The following is a 20,094-nucleotide window of genomic DNA, read 5'->3' as shown; positions in this document are numbered from 1 at the left end:
ATAAAGGGCATGGCACCATGCTACTCCACAGCCTCTCAGTTTGGCTTTTCAAATGGCTTGTCGAAGGTGATTTTCGGGTCTTTCCACGGGCCTTCGACCTTGTATTGGACACTGGCGAAGCGTGAAACACGGTCACCGATCAACTTGTCGATCAGGAACAACGCACCACCAATGGCCGGCGCACCCACAATCAACGCCGCAATCGGCAGGTTATTCGTCACCGGCAGCGTCACCAGCAACTTGGCATCGACACGATCTGCCACCAGGTCCAGGGTGCCGTTGAGCTCGAGGTTGCTCGAAGGCCCCGTCATAGTGATCGGCTCGCGGGTCACGAACACGCCATTGCTGGCGGCCAGCAGGCCTTTGACCCGGTCATAGCTCAAGCCCTTGCCGAGCAGGTCGGAGAAGTCCAGACGCAACCGCCGCCCGATGGAGTTGAAGTTCAGCAGGCCGAATACCCGCAGGGCCTGGGCGCCCCCTTCCACTTCGACGAACTGGCCGTTGCGGAACGCTGCATCCAGGCTGCCGGAGAAACGCTTGGGTCCTACATAAGCCGGAGAACCAGGCCAACGCCCGTCCACATCCAGATGGAAATCCTGGCTGGTGACGGTAGGCGCATACCCCCACCCCTTGAGTACATCGCCAATATTCTTGCCGTCCAGGCGCCCCTTGTACCAACTGCTGCTGTCACCTGCCGCGCCTTCCCAGCCCCCCGCGCCCTTGAGCTGCATGCCCTTGAGGCCCAGGTCCAGGCTGCTGAAGGCGAGGCCCTTGGCGGTGGGGCGGAGTTTCAGCGACCAGGCGCCTATCAGGTCCGGGCCCTGGAACAACTGGTCGATGGCGATATCCAGCGCTGGAATATCCTTGGGGTCGATGTTCGCCAACGGGTCCGGCGCGTTTTCATCCGCCTGCACCGTGGGGTCCACCGCCGGCAGCTTCACGTATTGCAGGTTGATCGCAATCGGTGCGCCCTTGGCGTCCGGCAGGTTGACCGTGCCCTTGGCCTGCTGGCTGTCGAGCTGCAAGGCCCACGCGGCTGGCTTGCGGTCCAGTTGCAAATTGACTTGATCGAACTGCGTGCCAAAACCGGTCAGCTTGCCTATCTTGAAGTCGGCGCCGCTGAGCAATTGCTTGGCACTGCCGCCCGGGTCATTACCCGCATAGCGATCCACCAGTTTTTTCCACGGATCAATATCCAGCTCCGACAACACCCCACGAATGCGCAAGCCCTTGGCACCCGGCAGCACGGCATCGCCATCACCGAGGAACAACTCACCACGGCCATCATTGAACTTGTCCGGGGGCGCGGCAAACGTGAAGTTGGCCAGCTCGCCATAATCAAACCAGTATCGGCGTTCGGCGCCCTGCAAGGTCATGCGGAACACACTGTCACGCCCCTGGCTGGCCGGCATGCCGAACGGCGCCGGCAGGTCAACGGCCACGCCCTTGAGGTTGGAGCTGACCATCAGTTGGCTGTCGGCGCCATCCAGGGTCAGTTGCAACTGGTACGGAATATCGCCGGACACCGGTAACGGCTGGCTGATTTTCAACCAGTCCGTCAGCCGCTTGACCGTAACCTGGCCCTTGGCATTCACACGGGTGCTGATATTGCCCGGCTTGCCATCGGCAACGATCTGCGCAGTGATCGGCCGATCAAACGCCTGGGCGGTGATGTTCTGGCCACTGAGGCCCTTGGCGCTGTCGAAACGGAACTCGCCCTTGAGCTGGGTCAGGTCCAGTGGCGGCTCGGCCAATTGCAGGCGCGCCTTGTCGGTCTTGAAGTCCACCACGATTTTCGGTTCGGTGCCCTTGGCCAACGGAATATCCAGGTCAAGGCTGCCTTGCAGGTCGCCCTCACCCTTCCAGCCGGCAAAGGTCGATGCAGTGCCGATCGGCGCTTCCTGGAGAATTTTCAGGCCATCGCCCAAGCCTCCGGCAAAACCGCCCGTGAGCAACAGATGGCTGTCTTTGCCCGCAGGTGCGTGGGGAATATTGACGTAGATGTCCTTGACCTTGGTGTCGAGCAACTGGCCCTTGCTGGCCAGGATGCGCACGCCACTCTCCTCGACAAACACTTCGCCGTTGACCTTGCTCACATGGGGCCAGCCCGGCTGGAACGCCAGCTCGGCATCGTGCACCTTGAAGAACAGGCTGATATTGCGTGCAGCCGGCAGCGCATCGTGGTTCAACGACCCCTGATACTGGAAGAAGCCTTGGTCCACCGCCCCCTTGAGGATCGCGGTGCGCAGCCACTCATCCAAAGCGGGGCTCAACACCGCCGGCAGGTACTTGGGGGTGAAGCGTCCATCGCCATCAACCATGCCGACCCGCAGGTCCATGTAGTCTTCCTGGTTGTGGTCAAAATGCAGGCGAATCAGGAAGTCGGCGGCAATCTTGCCCTCCTCGCCCAGCACCTTGATATACGGGGCGATCAGGGTGAAACCTTCTTTGTCCAACTTCCACGTCAGGCGTGCATTGGCCTGGAGGTACTGCCAGGGCTTGGCGAAGATCGGGTCCAGGTGCAGGGAAAAGTCCTTGCTGTCCATGCGCAACTCGCCCTGGCCCAGGTCACCGCTGATGCTGCCGGATACATTACGCGCAGCCGGTGCGCCGAAGTAGGCATCGAAGCCGATACGTTCGAGGTTGGCGGCAAAGCTGACTTTTTTATCGGTCGTGTCCTGGGGGCGGAAATCCACCAGCACGTTGCGCAGCAGCCCAGTGGCCTTAAGGTGCTCGACGGTCTTGGCAAAGCCTTCCGGCAGCGGCGCCAGGGCGTTGAGCAGTGGCGTGATCGGCGTCAGGTCCAGGCGGTCGGCCTGGAGCTTCCAGACTTCCAGGTCCTTGTCGGTGGCCAGGGTCTGCTGCAATTGCAGACGAGATTCCCAGCGGGTCTCGCCCAGGTTCATCGCCAGCGAGTCGAACAGCACGCCAAGGCCGGTGTCGCTGCGTTGCAGGTAGGCCGTAAGCGCGAGGTTTTCAATGTGCACCGGCTTGCGCTCGGCATAGCGGCCCTTCAACTGTGGCGAGTTGAGGCGCACTACTGCGCTTTGCACAGTGCCTTTGGCCCAGGTCAGCCAGAACTCACCGCCCGCCTTGAACTGCGTGAGCTTCCACTGTTGAGTCAGTTTTGCGGGGATCCACTTGGCCCAATCACTCTGGGGCAGGCTCAGATAAGCCTGGACTTCACCGTCCTTCCACTGGCTGGCGCGAATGCGGGTGCGCAGGCTCATGGCGAGGGGCTGGCCGTCAGGCAGGGTCAGGCGTGCATCCAGGCGTTGGCGGGTGACGCCGGTGTGCAGGCTCAAGCCGACGTACGTCATGGTCACCGGCGCCTGGTCGAACGGTTGCAGCGTCACTTGGCTGTCGAGCAGCGACACGCGCTTGACCTTCTGCATGTGCGTGAGCAACTGCTCCGGGTCCAGCGGCTGGTCGTCCTGCACCGGCAGGCCTTGCAAGGCCCACTTGCCGTCCTTGTCTTCCTTGATGCTGAGTTGCAGGCCACTGACTTGCAGGTGGGCAATGCGCACTTCGCGGGCCATCAGGCTGGCCCAGACATCGGGCACCACTTCGACCTGGTCCAGGCGCAAGGCACTGCTGCCCTCGCCCAGCATCACATCATGGGCCAGCAATACCGGCGCAAAGCCGCTCCAGCGGCCTTCGAGGCTGCCGATATGCAAAGGCATTTCCACGGCTGCCTGGGCCTTGGCCTCGACTTCGGCGCGGTACTCGGCCACCAACGGGGTCAATTCACGCCCCAGGCTCACGTACACCGCCGCCAGCACCAGCAACAAGGCACAGAGGCCCAGCCCCCAACGGGTCAAAGCGGCAAAAAAGCGTATCAGACGCTCCATGTCAGGCGACCCTCAAGGCAGTAGTCGGACGGCAGATCAAGGCCTGCCTGTCTTTTAAAAAGAAAGCGAATGGGGATCAGAGCAGCACCACGTCGTATTGTTCCTGGGAATACATGGTTTCAACCTGGAAGCGTATCGTGCGTCCGATAAAACCCTCCAGTTCGGCAACGTTGCCGGACTCTTCGTCCAGCAGCCGGTCGACCACTTTCTGGTTGGCGAGCACTCTATAACCTTCGGCCTGGTAGGCACGCGCCTCGCGCAGGATTTCGCGGAAAATCTCGTAGCAAACCGTTTCCGGGGTCTTCAACTTACCGCGTCCCTGGCAACTGCTGCACGGCTCGCACAGCACTTGCTCAAGGCTTTCGCGGGTGCGTTTGCGGGTCATCTGCACCAGGCCCAACTCGGTAATGCCGATGATGTTGGTCTTGGCGTGATCACGCTCCAGCTGTTTCTCGAGGGTCCGCAGCACCTGGCGCTGGTGCTCTTCGTCTTCCATGTCGATGAAGTCGATGATGATGATGCCACCCAGGTTGCGCAGGCGCAGTTGGCGAGCAATCGCAGTCGCGGCTTCGAGGTTGGTCTTGAAGATGGTTTCTTCGAGGTTGCGATGGCCCACGAACGCGCCGGTGTTGACGTCGATGGTGGTCATGGCTTCCGCCGGGTCCACTACCAGGTAGCCGCCGGACTTGAGCGGCACCTTGCGTTCCAGGGCTTTCTGGATTTCATCTTCGACGCCATACAGGTCGAAGATCGGCCGCTCGCCGGGGTAGTGCTCCAGGCGGTCGGCAATTTCCGGCATCAGTTCGGCAACAAATTGTGTGGTGCGCTGGAAGGTTTCCCGCGAGTCGATGCGAATTTTCTCAATCTTCGGGCTGACCAGGTCGCGCAGTGTGCGCAAGGCCAGGCCCAGGTCTTCATAGATGACGCTGGGCGCACCGATGGTCTTGATCTGGGCGTCGATCTGGTCCCACAGACGTCGCAGGTAGCGGATGTCCATGAGGATTTCATCGGCGCCGGCGCCCTCGGCAGCGGTGCGCAGGATAAAGCCGCCCGCCTCCTTGATGCCTTCAGCTGCCACGCAATCACTGACCACCTTCTTCAGGCGCTCGCGCTCGGCTTCGTCTTCGATCTTCAAGGAGATGCCGACATGCGCGGTACGCGGCATATACACCAGGTATCGCGAAGGAATCGACAACTGCGTGGTCAGGCGCGCGCCCTTGGAGCCGATAGGGTCCTTGGTGACTTGCACCACCAGGCTCTGCCCTTCATGCACCAGCGCGCTGATGCTTTCCACTGCTGGGCCTTCACGCAGGGAAATTTCCGAAGCATGGATAAATGCCGCACGATCCAGGCCGATATCGACGAATGCCGCTTGCATCCCCGGCAATACGCGCACCACCTTGCCTTTGTAGATATTGCCGACGATCCCGCGCTTCTGGGTACGCTCAACGTGCACTTCTTGCAGAACACCGTTCTCTACCACCGCCACGCGCGATTCCATCGGCGTGATATTGATCAGAATCTCTTCACTCATGGCTGGGTCTCGTTCAGGCGTTTTCACAATAGTGACCGATCGCTTAAGGCTGGGCGCTGGGGAACGGCGATCAGCGCGCGGTAAGATTTTGCCAACAGGGTATGCCGAATTGGTGGAGCAGTTGTGCGGTTTCGCACACCGGCAGGCCGACTACCGCCGAATAACTGCCATTGAGCCCGGCCACAAACACCGAGCCCAGGCCTTGGATAGCATAGCCGCCCGCCTTGTCCTGGGGTTCGCCACTGTGCCAGTAGGTTGTAGCCTCCTCGACAGAAATATCGCGAAAACGTACACGACTGCTTACACAAACAATCTCGCAGTGCTGGCCGTCGGTGAGGGCAATGGCGGTGAGCACCTCGTGCTCACGCCCCGCCAGGGCCATCAGCATCGCCAAGGCATCGGCCTGGTCAACGGGCTTACCGAGGATCTGACCATCAACGATCACAGCCGTATCAGCCCCCAGCACACAGGCGCCAGACGTATTTGAGAGCACAGCAAAACCCGCCGCAGCCTTGCCCCGCGCCAGGCGCTCGACGTAGGAAACGGCGGATTCATTTGTAAGAGGGGTTTCATCAATAGCGGCGCTGACCACGGTGAAGGGCACACCGATCTGGGTCAACAGTTCACGCCGCCTCGGAGAACCCGAGGCCAGGTAAAGCGAATTCATTGCAGACTCTCCCTGTAGGGCTCGATAACCAGGCAGAGCCTCGCAATCCATTCAATTGATTTTGTAGCGACGACGCAACCCACGCAGACCGAAGCTGATCCATGGCCACAGCAACGCACTGACCAGGGCCGGCAAGACCAACGCCAGGGTCGGTTGGCGATTACCGGTCAAGGCACTGAGCCACAGCTGAACCAGCTGTGCCAGGCCGAAGATCACCAGGATCACCAGGCACTGTTGCCACATCGGGAACATGCGCAAACGTTGCTGCAACGACAGCACCAGGAAGGTGATCAGGGTCAGGATCAACGCGTTCTGACCCAGCAAGGTGCCATAGAGCACATCTTCCGCCAAGCCCAGGAACATCGCCGTGACCATGCCGACTTTGTGCGGCAGGTTCAGCGCCCAGAACGCCAGCAACAACGCCAGCCAGAGCGGACGCAGGATTTCCATGAACTGCGGCAGCGGCGATACGCTGAGCAACAAACCGATGGCAAAGGTCAGCCAGACGATCCAACCATTACGCGAATGAGTACCGGCCATTATTCTTCCCTCTGCCGCGTGGTGGCCGTGGCGGCCGCTGGAGGCTTGGCCGCAGGCGTGGCAGCCGGTGGCTTGGTCGCCGTCGGCTTGGCCGGGCGAGCGTTGTGGGCGGCCGGCTTGACCGGCGTGGCCACGGGTGCGGCCTGCGCAGCGGCGGGTGCGGGCGGCCCCACGAATGCAGGCTTGGGCACCGTTGCAGGAACGACCGGTGCTGTACCGTTTTGCTTATCTTCCGCTTCCTGGGCCTGGGCGGCGTCGTTGGCGCGCTCTTCCGGGGTACGGTTGTCGCTGAATACCAATAGCAGGTAGCGGCTGCGATTCAGGGCGGCGGTCGGCACGGCACGTACAATGGCGAACGGCTGGCCGGAATCGTGGATCACTTCCTTGACCGTCGCCACCGGGTAGCCGGCCGGGAAACGCTGACCGAGGCCGGAGCTGACCAGCAGGTCGCCCTCCTTGATGTCGGCAGTGTCGGCCACATGGCGCAATTCCAGGCGCTCAGGATTGCCGGTGCCGCTGGCAATCGCGCGCAGGCCGTTGCGGTTCACCTGCACCGGGATGCTGTGGGTGGTGTCCGTCAGCAACAACACCCGTGAGGTGTAGGGCATCAGCTCGACCACTTGGCCCATCAGCCCACGGGCATCGAGCACCGGCTGGCCGAGGACCACACCGTCGCGTTCACCCTTGTTGATGATGATGCGATGAGTGAAGGGGTTGGGGTCCATGCCGATCAACTCGGCCACTTCGACCTTTTCATTGACCAGTGCGGAAGAATTGAGCAACTCGCGCAGCCGAACGTTCTGCTCGGTCAGGGCCGCCAGCTTCTGCATGCGCCCCTGCAACAGCAGGTTTTCGGTCTTGAGTTTTTCGTTCTCGGCGACGAGCTCGGTGCGGCTGCCGAACTGGCTGGCCACGCCCTGGAACAGACGTTGCGGCAGGTCGGTGATCCAGTAGGTCTGCATCAACACCAGCGACATCTGGCTGCGCACGGGCTTGAGTAGTGCAAAGCGGGCATCGACCACCATCAGCGCGACCGAAAGCACGACCAGCACCAACAGGCGCACGCCCAATGAGGGGCCTTTGGCGAAAAGCGGTTTAATAAGCCGCTCCTCCCAGGCAAATGTTCTCTTTATTCATACGGCATCTAACCGGCCTGGATGCAGATTGAAGAAGATAAACGCCAACAGGCAGCACTGCAAAGTGCTGCCTGCGGGCGAAACATGGGCTCACCAGCAAAGGCTTATTCGCTGGAAAGCAGGTCCATGGTGTGTTTATCCATCATTTCCAGTGCACGACCACCGCCACGGGCAACGCAGGTCAGCGGGTCTTCGGCGACGATCACCGGCAGGCCAGTCTCTTGGGCCAGCAGCTTGTCGAGGTCACGCAGCAAGGCGCCACCACCGGTCAGCACCAGGCCACGCTCGGCGATGTCGGAAGCCAGTTCCGGCGGCGATTGCTCCAGGGCACTCTTCACGGCCTGAACGATGGTGGCCAGGGACTCTTGCAGAGCTTCCAGCACTTCATTGGAGTTCAGGGTAAAGGCACGTGGCACGCCTTCGGCCAGGTTGCGACCGCGCACATCGACTTCGCGTACTTCGCCGCCCGGGTAGGCGGTGCCGATTTCCTGCTTGATGCGCTCTGCGGTGGATTCACCGATCAGGCTGCCGTAGTTACGGCGTACATAAGTGATGATCGCCTCGTCGAAGCGGTCGCCGCCTACGCGGACGGATTCGGCATACACCACACCGTTCAGGGAAATCAGGGCGATTTCAGTGGTACCACCACCGATATCCACCACCATCGAACCGCGCGCTTCTTCTACCGGCAGGCCGGCACCGATCGCAGCCGCCATCGGCTCTTCGATCAGGAACACTTCACGAGCACCGGCACCGAGTGCCGATTCACGGATGGCGCGACGCTCAACCTGGGTGGATTTGCATGGAACACAGATCAGCACACGAGGGCTGGGCTGCAGGAAACTGTTTTCGTGAACCTTGTTGATGAAGTACTGCAGCATCTTCTCGCAGACACTGAAGTCGGCGATCACGCCGTCTTTCATCGGACGAATGGCAGCAATATTGCCTGGTGTACGGCCGAGCATGCGCTTGGCCTCGGTGCCGACGGCAACGACACTTTTCTGATTACCATGGGTCCGAATGGCCACAACCGATGGCTCATTCAGGACGATACCGCGCTCGCGCACGTAAATAAGGGTGTTGGCAGTGCCCAGGTCAATGGAAAGATCGCTGGAAAACATGCCACGCAGTTTCTTGAACATGGGAAAGGGACCCTAGGCAACGCGTGGGTAAAAAAGTGCGGCAAACTCTAACAACGACAGGGATTTTGGGCAAGGCGCCAATGTGCTAAATTGGCCGACTTTCTGTGCACCTAACCCCACAATCGCGGCCGTAAGACCGTAGAAATGCGGTAGTGTTCCGACAATCTAACACACGGACAGCCTCCGTTCTGTTTTCCACTGGAGATTCCCATGACGCTTGAACGCTCCGACGTGGAAAAAATCGCTCATTTGGCCTGCCTGGGCCTCAATGAAGGCGATCTTCCACAGACCACCGCCGCCCTGAACAGCATTCTCGGGCTGGTCGACCAAATGCAAGCCGTGAATACCGACGGCATCGAGCCCCTGGCTCACCCGCTGGAAGCCAGCCAGCGCCTGCGCGCAGACGTCGTGACCGAGAGTAATAATCGCGAGGCCTACCAGTCCATCGCGCCAGCGGTCGAAAACGGCCTGTACCTGGTTCCGAAAGTCATCGACTAAAGGGAAAGAGCCTGCAATGCATCACATGACTCTGGCCGAGATCGCCCGCGGTCTCGCCGACAAAAAGTTTTCTTCCGAAGAGCTGACCAAGACCCTGCTGGCGCGTATCGCCGAGCACGACTCGAAGGTCAACAGCTTCATCAGCCTCACCGAAGAGCTGGCCTTGAGCCAGGCCAAGGCCGCCGACGCACGTCGCGCCAACGGTGAAAATGGCCCACTGCTGGGCGCGCCGATTGCCCACAAAGACCTGTTCTGCACCCAGGGCATTCGCACCAGCTGCGGCTCGAAGATGCTCGACAACTTCAAGGCACCCTACGACGCCACCGTGGTGTCCAAGCTGGCTGCCGCTGGGGCCGTGACCCTGGGCAAGACCAACATGGACGAATTCGCCATGGGTTCGGCCAACGAGTCGAGCTACTACGGCGCGGTGAAAAACCCGTGGAACCTGGAGCACGTGCCCGGCGGTTCGTCCGGTGGTTCGGCTGCAGCTGTTGCTGCGCGCTTCCTGCCGGCCGCCACGGCCACCGATACCGGTGGTTCGATCCGCCAGCCTGCCGCGTTCACCAACCTCACCGGCCTGAAGCCGACCTACGGTCGCGTTTCCCGCTGGGGCATGATCGCCTACGCGTCAAGCCTCGATCAGGGCGGCCCACTGGCCCGCACCGCTGAAGACTGCGCGATTTTGTTACAAGGTATGGCCGGCTTCGATAAACAGGACTCCACCAGCATCGATGAGCCGGTGCCGGACTACAGCGCCAGCCTGAACACCTCGCTCAAGGGCCTGCGCATCGGCGTGCCGAAGGAATACTTCAGCGCCGGTCTGGACCCCCGCATCGCCGAACTGGTGCATAACAGCGTCAAGGAGCTGGAAAAGCTCGGCGCCGTGATCAAGGAAATCAGCCTGCCGAACAACGGGCACGCGATTCCTGCGTACTACGTGATCGCCCCGGCTGAAGCGTCCTCCAACCTGTCGCGTTTCGACGGCGTGCGTTTCGGCTACCGCTGCGAAAACCCGAAAGACCTCACCGACCTTTATAAGCGCTCCCGTGGCGAAGGTTTCGGTGCCGAAGTACAGCGCCGCATCATGGTCGGCGCCTACGCCCTCTCGGCCGGTTACTACGACGCGTACTACCTCAAGGCGCAGAAAATCCGCCGCCTGGTGAAGAACGACTTCATGGCCGCCTTTGAACAAGTTGACGTGATCCTCGGCCCGACCACGCCGAACCCGGCCTGGAAACTCGGCGCCAAGAACGGCGACCCGGTGGCTGCGTACCTCGAGGACCTGTACACCATCACCGCCAACCTCGCGGGCCTGCCGGGCTTGTCCATGCCTGCCGGTTTCGTCGATGGCCTGCCGGTCGGCGTGCAATTGCTTGCCCCGTATTTCCAGGAAGGCCGCCTGCTCAATGTGGCGCACCAGTACCAGTTGAACACTGACTGGCACACTCGCACCCCTACCGGCTTCTGAGGAGAACACTATGCAATGGGAAGTCGTGATCGGGCTGGAGATTCATACCCAGCTCGCCACCCAATCGAAGATTTTCTCCGGTAGCGCCACCACGTTCGGCTCCGAGCCCAACACCCAGGCCAGCCTGGTCGACCTGGGCATGCCCGGCGTATTGCCGGTGCTGAACCAGGAAGCGGTGCGCATGGCGGTGATGTTCGGCCTGGCGATTGACGCCGAGATCGGCCAGCACAACGTGTTCGCGCGCAAGAACTACTTCTACCCGGACCTGCCCAAAGGCTACCAGATCAGCCAGATGGAATTGCCGATCGTCGGCAAGGGCCACCTGGACATCCCGCTGGAAGACGGCACCATCAAGCGCGTCGGCGTAACCCGTGCGCACCTGGAAGAAGACGCCGGCAAGAGCCTGCACGAAGAATTCCCGGGCGCGACCGGTATCGACCTGAACCGTGCCGGCACACCGCTGCTGGAAATCGTCTCCGAACCGGACATGCGCAGCGCCAAGGAAGCCGTAGCCTACGTCAAGACCATTCACGCGCTGGTGCGCTACCTGGGTATTTGCGACGGCAACATGGCCGAAGGCTCGCTGCGTTGTGACTGCAACGTATCGATCCGTCCAAAAGGCCAGGTCGAGTTCGGCACCCGCTGCGAGATCAAGAACGTCAACTCGTTCCGATTCATCGAGAAGGCGATCAACAGCGAAGTGCGTCGCCAGATCGAACTGATCGAAGACGGCGGCAAGGTCATCCAGCAAACCCGCCTGTACGACCCGAACAAAGACGAAACCCGCGCCATGCGCAGCAAGGAGGAAGCCAACGACTACCGTTACTTCCCCGATCCGGACCTGCTGCCGGTAGTGCTGGAGGACGCGTTCCTCAACGATATCCGCGCCACCCTGCCGGAACTGCCGCAGCAGAAACGCGAGCGCTTCCAGGAACAGTTCGGCCTGTCGGTCTACGATGCCAGCGTCCTGGCGTCCAGCCGTGAGCAAGCCAACTACTTCGAAAAAGTCGTGAGCATTGCCGGTGACGCCAAGCTGGCGGCCAACTGGGTCATGGTCGAGCTGGGCAGCCTGTTGAACAAGCAAGGCCTGGAAATCGACGAAGCCCCGGTCAGCGCCGAGCAGCTGGGTGGCATGCTGCTGCGCATCAAGGACAACACCATCTCCGGCAAAATCGCCAAGACCGTGTTCGAAGCCATGGCCAGTGGCGAAGGCAGTGCCGACGAGATCATCGAGAAGCGCGGCCTCAAGCAAGTCACCGACAGCGGCGCGATCTCGGCCGTGCTGGATGAAATGCTCGCAGCCAACGCCGAGCAGGTCGAGCAGTACCGCGCGGCAGACGAAGCCAAGCGCGGCAAGATGTTCGGCTTCTTTGTCGGCCAGGCGATGAAAGCCTCCAAAGGCAAGGCCAACCCGCAACAGGTGAACGAACTGCTGAAAAGCAAGCTCGAAGGCTGATAGCGATGAAGGGTCCGAGTCAGGTTTCATGCTCGGCTCGGACCAATGTGCGAGGGGGCTTGCCCCCGATTGCAGAGTGTCAGCTGACGAATGTCTGGCTGATGCACCGCTATCGGGGGCAAGCCCCCCTCCCACATAAGTTCATTCTACCTTTGACATGGGGAAACCTTGCATGAAGCGTCTACTCGGCCTCCTGGCCCTGTTCTCCCTGTTGGCCGGCTGCGCCAGCGGCCTCATCGACCCCAACGGCTACGACGAAACCGGCACCGCCTCCTATTACGGCGCAAAGCACCACGGCAAGAAGACTGCCAGCGGTGAACCCTTCAACCAGAACGCCCTGACCGCTGCCCACCGGCGCCTGCCCTTCGGCACCCAGGTCAAGGTCACCAATCTCGACAACGACAGATCCGTGGTTGTCCGCATCAATGATCGCGGCCCGCATACCCGTGGGCGCTTGATCGATCTTTCACGCAAGGCTGCCGAACAGCTGGGTATGATCGGCAGCGGTACGGCGCGAGTTCGCGTGCAAGCCCTGAACAATTGAAGACGGAGCCCTGGCCATTTTCGGATTAACCGCCCTCTCGCCCTGGAGCCTGCTGGAATTGGTCAGCGGCCTGGTGCTGCTGATCCTCGGTGCCGAAATCCTGGTGCGCGCCTCCGTGCGCCTGGCCGCGAGCCTCAAAGTGCGGCCACTGATCATAGGCCTGACCATCGTCGCCTTCGGCAGCAGCGCGCCGCAGATGACCGTCAGCCTGCAAGCCACCCTGGCCGGTAATACCGATATCGCCGTGGGCAGCGTGATCGGCAGCAGCATCTTCAACATCCTGGTGACCCTGGGCCTGTCGGCGTTGATTGTTCCGTTGCGGGTCTCACGCCAATTGGTACGCCTGGACATCCCCGTGATGATCCTGGCCGGGCTGCTGGTGTTCACCCTGGCGGCCAACGAAGAACTCACGCCCAGCGACGGCCTGATGCTGCTCGTTGCCCTGCTCGCTTACCTCGGCGTATTGCATTACCAGACGCGCCACTCCCGCCGCCCGCGCACCCTGGACACGGTGGCCAGGGCTCCCTGGCTGAGCAGCGTGCTGCTGATGCTCGGTGGTTTTCTGATCCTGGTGCTGGCCGGGCATTTGCTATTGGGCGCGGCAGTGGACGTGGCGAGCGACCTGGGCCTGTCAGAACGTGTGATCGGGCTGACCCTGATCGGTGTCGGCACCTCCCTGCCCTGCCTGGCGACGTCGCTGATCGCCGCCTTGCGCGGCGAGCGGGACATTGCCGTGGGCAACGTGATCGGCAGCAACCTGTTCAATCTGCTCGGCGTGTTGGGGCTGACTGCCCTGCTTGCCCCTTCTCCGCTGTCAGTATCGCCCAATGCCCTGGATTTCGACCTGCCGGTGATGCTCGGCGTGGTGGTGCTGTGCCTGCCGGTGTTCTACACCGGTTACCGCGTGACCCGCGCCGAAGGCCTGGTGCTGCTGGGCCTGTACCTGGCGTATGGGCTGCACGTGATGGCGTTCACCACGGGCATGCCGCTGGCCACCAAGCTTGAACACCTGATGCTGTATTACGTCCTGCCAGTGCTGGTGGCTTTTCTGTTGTTCAGCACGCTGCGAGCCTGGCGCCGCCAACACAAGAGGGAACCGCAATGACCGATCAGAAGAAGCCCGGGGTGGAAATGCGTCGCCAGGTCATGGGCGACGCGTTCGTCGACCGCGCCCTGGGCAATGCGACCGAGTTCAGCCAGCCGTTGCAGGACTTCGTCAACGAACATGCCTGGGGCAGCGTGTGGAACCGCGAAGGGTTGCCGCTGAAGACCCGCAGCCTGATCACCCTCGCCGCCCTGACCGCGCTCAAGTGCCCACAGGAACTGAAGGGCCACGTGCGCGGCGCACTGAACAACGGTTGCACCGTGGAGGAAATCCGCGAAGCACTGCTGCATTGCGCGGTGTATGCCGGTGTGCCGGCGGCGATTGATGCGTTCCGTGCCGCCCAGGAAGTGATCGACGCGTATCAGACAGATCAGCAGTGACGGTCAGATAGCTATCGGGGGCAAGCCCCCGATTGGCCCTCACAGGCACCCGAGCGTTCAGATCCAACCACCCGCCTGCAACACAAAGATCCCGATATTCGTGGTCACCGCCGCCATCAAGGTGGTGATCACGATAATCGCCGCCGCCAGTTCATGATTGCCCTCGGCAGCCCTGGCCATCACGAAGCTCGCAGCGGCCGTCGGTGCGCCGAAGTACAGGAACAGAATCCCCAACTCCGGCCCGCGAAAGCCCAGCAGCCACGCGCCCAGGGTGGCGATCACCGGCAGCCAGACCATCTTCATCAGGCTCGCGCTCAACGCCATGTTGCCGCTCTTGCGCAAAGCCGCCAGTGACAAGGTGCCGCCGATGCAGATCAACGCCAGCGGCAAGGTGGTGTCCGCCAGGTACTGCATGGACTTTTCCAGCCAGCCGGGCAGGCCGATCTGGAAATAGGCGAACGGCGCCGCCGCGATCACACTGATGATCAACGGGTTGGCCAGCACACTCTTGCAGATGCTCCATGGGTCGGACTTGATCACCGGGCTGTACACCGCCAGCACAATGGTCGACAGCGTGTTGTAGAACAGGATCACCAGCGCCGCGAGGATCGCGCCGAGGGAGATGCCGTAGTCGCCGTACATGCTGGCGGCCAGCGCCAGGCCGATCACACCGTTATTACCGCGAAACGCCCCCTGGGTGTAGATGCCCCGGTCTTCACGCGGGCAACGAAAGATCGCCCAACCCCAGGCCAGGGCAAAGCTGAGCAAGGTGGCGACGGCAAAATAGATCAGCAAGCCCGGCTTGAGTGCCGAGTGCAGGTCGGCATGCAGAATGCCGAGAAACAGCAACGCCGGCATGGTGACGTTGAACACCAGGGACGAGGCCGTGTGGATAAAGTTATCGTTGATCCAGTGGATGCGCTTGAGCAACACACCCAGGAACAGCATGGCAAACACCGGCGCGGTGATGGTGAGGGTGGAGAGGAAAATTGCCAGCATGCCGGGGAGAACCTTGGTGAGCGTCGTTAGGTGGCTAATGATAAGCCAGTGTAGGCCGCTTCGTCTGGTCTACCGCCATCGGGGGCAAGCCCCCTCCCACCTCTGACGGTGCTCACCGTTCAAAATGTGGGAGGGGGCTTGCCCCCGATGCAGGCGACTCGGTCTCAGGTAATGGGCGCCGGGTTGAACAAGGTAATGTCGTTGTGCAGCTTGTGGTGCTCCGCCCACGTCTGCTTCTTGCCGCTGGCCACATCCAGATAGAAGTGGAACAGCTCCCAACCCAGCTCCTCGATGGTCGCACGCCCGGTGGCAATGCGCCCGGCGTCGATATCGATCAGGTCCGGCCAGCGCTGCGCCAGTTCCGTACGCGTCGACACCTTCACCACCGGCGCCATCGCCAACCCGTAAGGCGTGCCACGCCCGGTGGTGAACACATGCAGGTTCATCCCCGCCGCCAGTTGCAAGGTGCCACACACAAAGTCACTGGCCGGCGTCGCGCAAAAAATCAGGCCTTTGCCCTTGAAACGCTCACCCGGCCCAAGCACGCCGTTGATCGCGCTGCTGCCGGACTTGACGATCGAGCCCAGGGACTTCTCGACGATATTCGACAACCCGCCCTTCTTGTTACCCGGCGTGGTGTTGGCACTGCGATCCGCCTCGCCCTTGGCCAGGTAACGGTCGTACCAATCCATTTCCCGAACCAGCTCCTGGGCAACTTCCTTCGTCTCTGCACGCGAAGTCAGCAAGTAGATGGCATCCCGTACTTCAGTGACCTCGGAAAACATCACCGTCGCCCCGGCCCGCAGCAACAAGTCCGAGGCATAACCCAGCGCCGGGTTGGCGGTGATGCCGGAAAACGCATCACTGCCGCCGCACTGCATGCCCAGGATCAACTCGGACGCCGGCACGGTTTCGCGGCGGCGCTGGTCGAGTTTCTTCAAGCGCGTCTCGGCCAGTTCCATGATCTGCTCGATCATTTCGGTAAACCCATGGCTGGAGTCCTGCAAGCGATACAGCCAGGGCTCACTCAGGTCGACCGAGCTGTCGTTGTCGTGCATCACCTGCCCGGCCTGCAATTTCTCACAGCCCAGGCTGATCACCAGGGCTTCACCGCCCAGGTTCGGGTTGCGCGCCAGGTTGCGCACGGTGCGGATCGGGATGTAGGCGTCCGTCGCGGTGATCGCCACGCCGCAGCCATAGCTGTGGGTCAGCGCCACCACGTCATCGACGTGCGGGTACTTGGGCAGCAATTCATCCTTGATGCGCTTGACCGCATGGTCCAGCACGCCCGTGACGCACTGCACCGTGGTGGTGATCCCGAGGATGTTGCGCGTACCCACGGTGCCGTCGGCGTTGCGATACCCCTCGAAGGTAAAGCCCTCCAGCGGCGCCTGGGTCTCAGGCACCTCGGTGGACAGCGGCAAGCTGTCCAGTGGCGGCGCGGTGGGCATGCGCAGTTGATCTTCCTGCACCCAGCTGCCGCGTGGAATCGGCGCCAGGGCGTAACCGATGGTCTGGCCGTAACGAATGATCTGGCCGCCTTCGGGGATATCTTCCAGGGTCACTTTGTGGCTCTGGGGGATGAAATCCACGGTCACCAGGCCATCCGGGAACTCGGTCCCGGCCGGGACGCCCTGGTCATTGACCACGATCACTACGTTGTCGCGCTCGTGCAAACGAATCGAGCGCGGCGAGTCGGCATGTTCAATCAACTGCATTACATCGCCCCTCAGGAATGCGCTTCGGTTAGGTTGGTCAACTCAGGCCCCTTGCTTGGTGGCTCTTTGAGTACTACGCGCTTGATCGGGCCGACGATAACCAGGTAGCTGAACACTGCCACCAGGGCGTTGGCACCCACAAACACCAAGGCCCACTTGAACGAGCCGGTGGTGCTGATGATGTAGCCGATGACGATTGGCGTGGTGATCGACGCCAGGTTACCGAAGGTGTTGAACAAGCCGCCACTGAGGCCGGCGATTTGTTTCGGCGAGGTGTCGGACACCACCGCCCAACCCAGTGCGCCAACGCCCTTGCCGAAGAAGGCCAGGGCCATGAAGCCCACCACCATCCATTCGATATCCACGTAGTTGCAGGCCACGATGCTGCTGGAGATCAGCAGGCCACCGATGATAGGCGCCTTGCGCGCGAAGGTCAGGGAATGGCCCTTGCGCAGCAGGTAATCGGAAATCACCCCGCCGAGCACGCCACCGATAAACCCGCAGATCGCCGGCAACGAGGCAATGAAACCGGCCTTGAGGATGGTCATGCCACGGTCCTGCACCAGGTACACCGGGAACCAGGTGAGGAAGAAGTAGGTGATGCCGTTGATGCAGTACTGGCCCAGATAGACGCCGAGCATCATACGGTTGGTCAGCAACTGGCGGATGTAATCCCACTTCGGGCCGTCGGTTTTCTTGCCCTTGCCTTTGTCCTGGTCCATATCGACCATGGCGCCATTGGCCGCGATGTGGTTGAACTCGGCTTCGTTGATCATCGGGTGCTGGCGCGGGCTGTGGATAACTTTCAGCCAGATCAGCGAGAAAATGATGCCGATCACGCCCATCACGATAAACACGTGCTGCCAGCCGAAGCGGTAGACGATCCAGCCCATCAGCGGCGCAAACAATACGGTGGCAAAGTATTGCGCCGAGTTGAAGATCGCCGACGCCGTACCGCGCTCGGCGGTCGGGAACCAGGCGGCCACAATCCGAGCGTTGCCGGGGAAGGACGGCGCTTCGGCCAGGCCCACCATGAAGCGCAGCATGAACAGTGCAACCACGGCGGTGGAGACCCCGAATTCACCGACATAGCCTTGCAGCACGGTGAACAGGGACCAGGTGAAGATGCTCAGGGCATAGACTTTTTTCGAGCCGAACCGGTCCAGCAGCCAGCCACCGGGGATTTGCCCGGCCACGTAGGCCCAACCGAATGCGGAGAAGATATAACCGAGGGTGACCGCGTCGATGCCGAGGTCTTTTTGCAGGCTGGAGCCCGCGATGGCGATGGTGGCCCGGTCGGCGTAGTTGATCGTGGTCACCAGGAACAGCATGAGCAGGATCAAATAGCGGACGTGGGTCGGCTTGGTCGCTTGCATGTAGAAGTACTCCCACTAATTATTTTTTTTGCGGGTAATTGTCATGTTGTGTGTGGGGCTGCCCCCTGTAGGAGCGAGCTTGCTCGCGAAAAACTTCTGGGCAACGCGTTCCGCCTGGATGCGTGCGTTATCGTTGACGTTCTTCGCGAGCAAGCTCGCTCCTACATAGAGCGGTCAGGCCCACAGGTACCGCGTGTTACGAACCGATGTAACTGGTCTTCACCACGGTGTAGAACTCTTGCGCATAGCGACCTTGCTCACGCGAACCATAGGATGAGCCTTTACGGCCACCGAAAGGAACGTGGTAATCCACACCGGCAGTCGGCAGGTTGACCATCACCATCCCGGCCTGGGAGTGGCGCTTGAAGTGGTTGGCGTACTTGAGCGAGGTGGTGGCAATGCCCGCCGACAGCCCGAACTCGGTGTCGTTGGCCATGGCCAGCGCCGCTTCGTAGTCCGCCACGCGCACCACGTTGGCCACCGGGCCGAAGATCTCTTCACGGCTGATACGCATCGCAGCTTCGCTGTCGGCAAACAGCGTCGGTGCCAGGTAGTAGCCTTCGGTGTCGCAGGTCACCAGGCCGCCACCGCTGACCAGCCGCGCACCTTCGCTTTGGCCGATGTCGATGTACTTGAGGTCCTGGTCCAACTGGGCCTGGGAAACCACTGGGCCGATGTCCGTGCCGCTCTTGAGGGCGTGGCCGACCTTGATCGACTTCATACGCTCCGCCATGGCCGCGACGAACTGGTCGTGGATACCCGCGGTAACGATCAGGCGGCTGGAAGCAGTGCAACGCTGGCCGGTGGAGTAGAACGCGCTCTGTACCGACAGCTCGACGGCCTGCTTGAGGTCGGCGTCGTCGAGGATGATCTGCGGGTTCTTGCCGCCCATTTCCAACTGCACTTTGGCCTGGCGCGAGACGCAGCTGACGGCGATCTGACGACCCACACCAACGGAACCAGTGAAGCTGATGCCATCGACCTTCGGGCTGTTGACCAGCACATCGCCAACCACGCGACCGCTGCCCATCACTAGGTTGAACACACCAGCGGGGAAACCGGCGCGGGAAATGATTTCGGCCAAGGCCCAGGCACAGCCCGGCACCAACTCGGCGGGCTTGATCACCACGCAGTTACCGTAGGCCAGGGCCGGGGCGATCTTCCAGGCGGGGATGGCGATCGGGAAGTTCCACGGCGTGATCAGCCCAACCACACCCAGGGCTTCACGGGTGACTTCAACGTTGACGCCCGGGCGTACCGACGGCACGTAGTCGCCGGACAGGCGCAGGCATTCGCCGGCGAAGAACTTGAAGATGTTACCGGCGCGGGTCACTTCGCCGATGGCTTCGGGCAGGGTCTTGCCCTCTTCACGGGCCAGCAGGGTGCCGAGTTCTTCACGACGAGCGAGGATTTCGCTGCCGACTTTATCCAGGGCGTCATGACGCGCCTGGATGCCGGACGTCGACCAGGCCGGAAATGCAGCACGGGCAGCATCGATGGCAGCGTTGACCTGGGCAACATCAGCCTTGGCATATTCGCCAATGACATCGGACAACTCCGACGGATTGAGGTTGACGCAATAGTCGGCACCGGCCACCCACTGGCCATTGATGTAGTTATCGAAACGTTGGGCTTTGGACACAAATCTTCTCCTGACGCAAAAGGCCGCTGATTGCTCAG

Annotated in this window: 16 protein-coding genes; 6 read left to right on the top strand and 10 right to left on the bottom strand. The window is 61.4% G+C overall.

The annotated features are described in order from the left end of the window. Nucleotides 1-35 precede the first annotated feature (35 nt). From BLR69_RS26100 to mreB, 6 genes are all read right to left on the bottom strand, one after another. Complete coding sequence (locus BLR69_RS26100) at nucleotides 36-3,851, bottom strand: YhdP family protein (protein ID WP_071494146.1); 3,816 nt, start codon at nucleotides 3,849-3,851, stop codon at nucleotides 36-38. Nucleotides 3,852-3,927: 76 nt separating this feature from the next. Beyond that, nucleotides 3,928-5,385: a ribonuclease G gene (rng, locus tag BLR69_RS26095; protein WP_071491141.1), complete on the bottom strand. Its 1,458-nt coding sequence runs from the start codon at nucleotides 5,383-5,385 to the stop codon at nucleotides 3,928-3,930. A gap of 70 nt (nucleotides 5,386-5,455) precedes the next feature. Beyond that, nucleotides 5,456-6,052: a Maf family protein gene (locus BLR69_RS26090; RefSeq protein WP_071494147.1), complete on the bottom strand. Its 597-nt coding sequence runs from the start codon at nucleotides 6,050-6,052 to the stop codon at nucleotides 5,456-5,458. Between the two features lie 51 nt (nucleotides 6,053-6,103). Continuing rightward, nucleotides 6,104-6,592 carry a rod shape-determining protein MreD gene (gene mreD / locus BLR69_RS26085; protein WP_058423006.1) on the bottom strand — a complete coding sequence of 163 codons (489 nt, stop codon included), beginning with the start codon at nucleotides 6,590-6,592 and terminating at the stop codon, nucleotides 6,104-6,106. After that, complete coding sequence (mreC, locus tag BLR69_RS26080) at nucleotides 6,592-7,692, bottom strand: rod shape-determining protein MreC (RefSeq protein WP_076955285.1); 1,101 nt, start codon at nucleotides 7,690-7,692, stop codon at nucleotides 6,592-6,594. The genes mreD and mreC overlap by 1 nt, the downstream gene beginning before the upstream one ends. Before the next feature lie 140 nt (nucleotides 7,693-7,832). After that, a complete protein-coding gene (gene mreB, locus BLR69_RS26075; RefSeq protein WP_002555108.1) occupies nucleotides 7,833-8,870 on the bottom strand; it encodes a rod shape-determining protein MreB in 1,038 nt (345 codons plus the stop codon). 210 nt (nucleotides 8,871-9,080) lie between these two features. Between mreB and gatC the strand changes: the two genes are divergently transcribed. From gatC to BLR69_RS26045, 6 genes are all read left to right on the top strand, one after another. Then, complete coding sequence (gatC, locus tag BLR69_RS26070) at nucleotides 9,081-9,368, top strand: Asp-tRNA(Asn)/Glu-tRNA(Gln) amidotransferase subunit GatC (protein WP_071494149.1); 288 nt, start codon at nucleotides 9,081-9,083, stop codon at nucleotides 9,366-9,368. 16 nt (nucleotides 9,369-9,384) lie between these two features. Beyond that, the gene (gene gatA / locus BLR69_RS26065) at nucleotides 9,385-10,836 is read left to right on the top strand and encodes an Asp-tRNA(Asn)/Glu-tRNA(Gln) amidotransferase subunit GatA (RefSeq protein ID WP_071494150.1); all 1,452 of its coding nucleotides are present in this window, start codon (nucleotides 9,385-9,387) and stop codon (nucleotides 10,834-10,836) included. Between the two features lie 10 nt (nucleotides 10,837-10,846). Next, a complete protein-coding gene (gene gatB, locus BLR69_RS26060; RefSeq protein WP_071494151.1) occupies nucleotides 10,847-12,292 on the top strand; it encodes an Asp-tRNA(Asn)/Glu-tRNA(Gln) amidotransferase subunit GatB in 1,446 nt (481 codons plus the stop codon). A gap of 172 nt (nucleotides 12,293-12,464) precedes the next feature. After that, a complete protein-coding gene (locus tag BLR69_RS26055) occupies nucleotides 12,465-12,836 on the top strand; it encodes a septal ring lytic transglycosylase RlpA family protein (RefSeq protein ID WP_071494152.1) in 372 nt (123 codons plus the stop codon). 58 nt (nucleotides 12,837-12,894) lie between these two features. Next, on the top strand, nucleotides 12,895-13,941 hold the full coding sequence (locus BLR69_RS26050; RefSeq protein ID WP_076955286.1) for a calcium/sodium antiporter: 1,047 nt from the start codon (nucleotides 12,895-12,897) through the stop codon (nucleotides 13,939-13,941). Beyond that, nucleotides 13,938-14,321 (top strand): carboxymuconolactone decarboxylase family protein, encoded by a 384-nt coding sequence (locus BLR69_RS26045; protein ID WP_058423012.1) that lies wholly within the window; start codon nucleotides 13,938-13,940, stop codon nucleotides 14,319-14,321. Before BLR69_RS26050 ends, BLR69_RS26045 begins: the two co-directional genes overlap by 4 nt. A 57-nt stretch (nucleotides 14,322-14,378) precedes the next feature. Here BLR69_RS26045 and BLR69_RS26040 read toward each other — a convergent pair whose 3' ends face one another. The 4 genes from BLR69_RS26040 to BLR69_RS26025 all read right to left on the bottom strand — a co-directional run bounded on the left by BLR69_RS26040 (nucleotide 14,379) and on the right by BLR69_RS26025 (nucleotide 20,056). Beyond that, complete coding sequence (locus BLR69_RS26040) at nucleotides 14,379-15,320, bottom strand: AEC family transporter (RefSeq protein WP_071494153.1); 942 nt, start codon at nucleotides 15,318-15,320, stop codon at nucleotides 14,379-14,381. A gap of 164 nt (nucleotides 15,321-15,484) precedes the next feature. Then, nucleotides 15,485-17,038 (bottom strand): galactarate dehydratase, encoded by a 1,554-nt coding sequence (gene garD / locus BLR69_RS26035; RefSeq protein ID WP_071494154.1) that lies wholly within the window; start codon nucleotides 17,036-17,038, stop codon nucleotides 15,485-15,487. Between the two features lie 11 nt (nucleotides 17,039-17,049). Continuing rightward, complete coding sequence (locus tag BLR69_RS26030) at nucleotides 17,050-18,414, bottom strand: MFS transporter (protein WP_071494155.1); 1,365 nt, start codon at nucleotides 18,412-18,414, stop codon at nucleotides 17,050-17,052. A gap of 196 nt (nucleotides 18,415-18,610) precedes the next feature. After that, a complete protein-coding gene (locus BLR69_RS26025; RefSeq protein WP_071494156.1) occupies nucleotides 18,611-20,056 on the bottom strand; it encodes an aldehyde dehydrogenase family protein in 1,446 nt (481 codons plus the stop codon). Nucleotides 20,057-20,094: the final 38 nt, after the last annotated feature.

Origin of the sequence: Pseudomonas azotoformans (genome assembly GCF_900103345.1) — a bacterium.
In the GTDB taxonomy this organism is placed as follows: Bacteria; Pseudomonadota; Gammaproteobacteria; order Pseudomonadales; family Pseudomonadaceae; genus Aquipseudomonas; species Aquipseudomonas azotoformans.
This window is presented reverse-complemented; position numbering and strand designations above follow the sequence as displayed.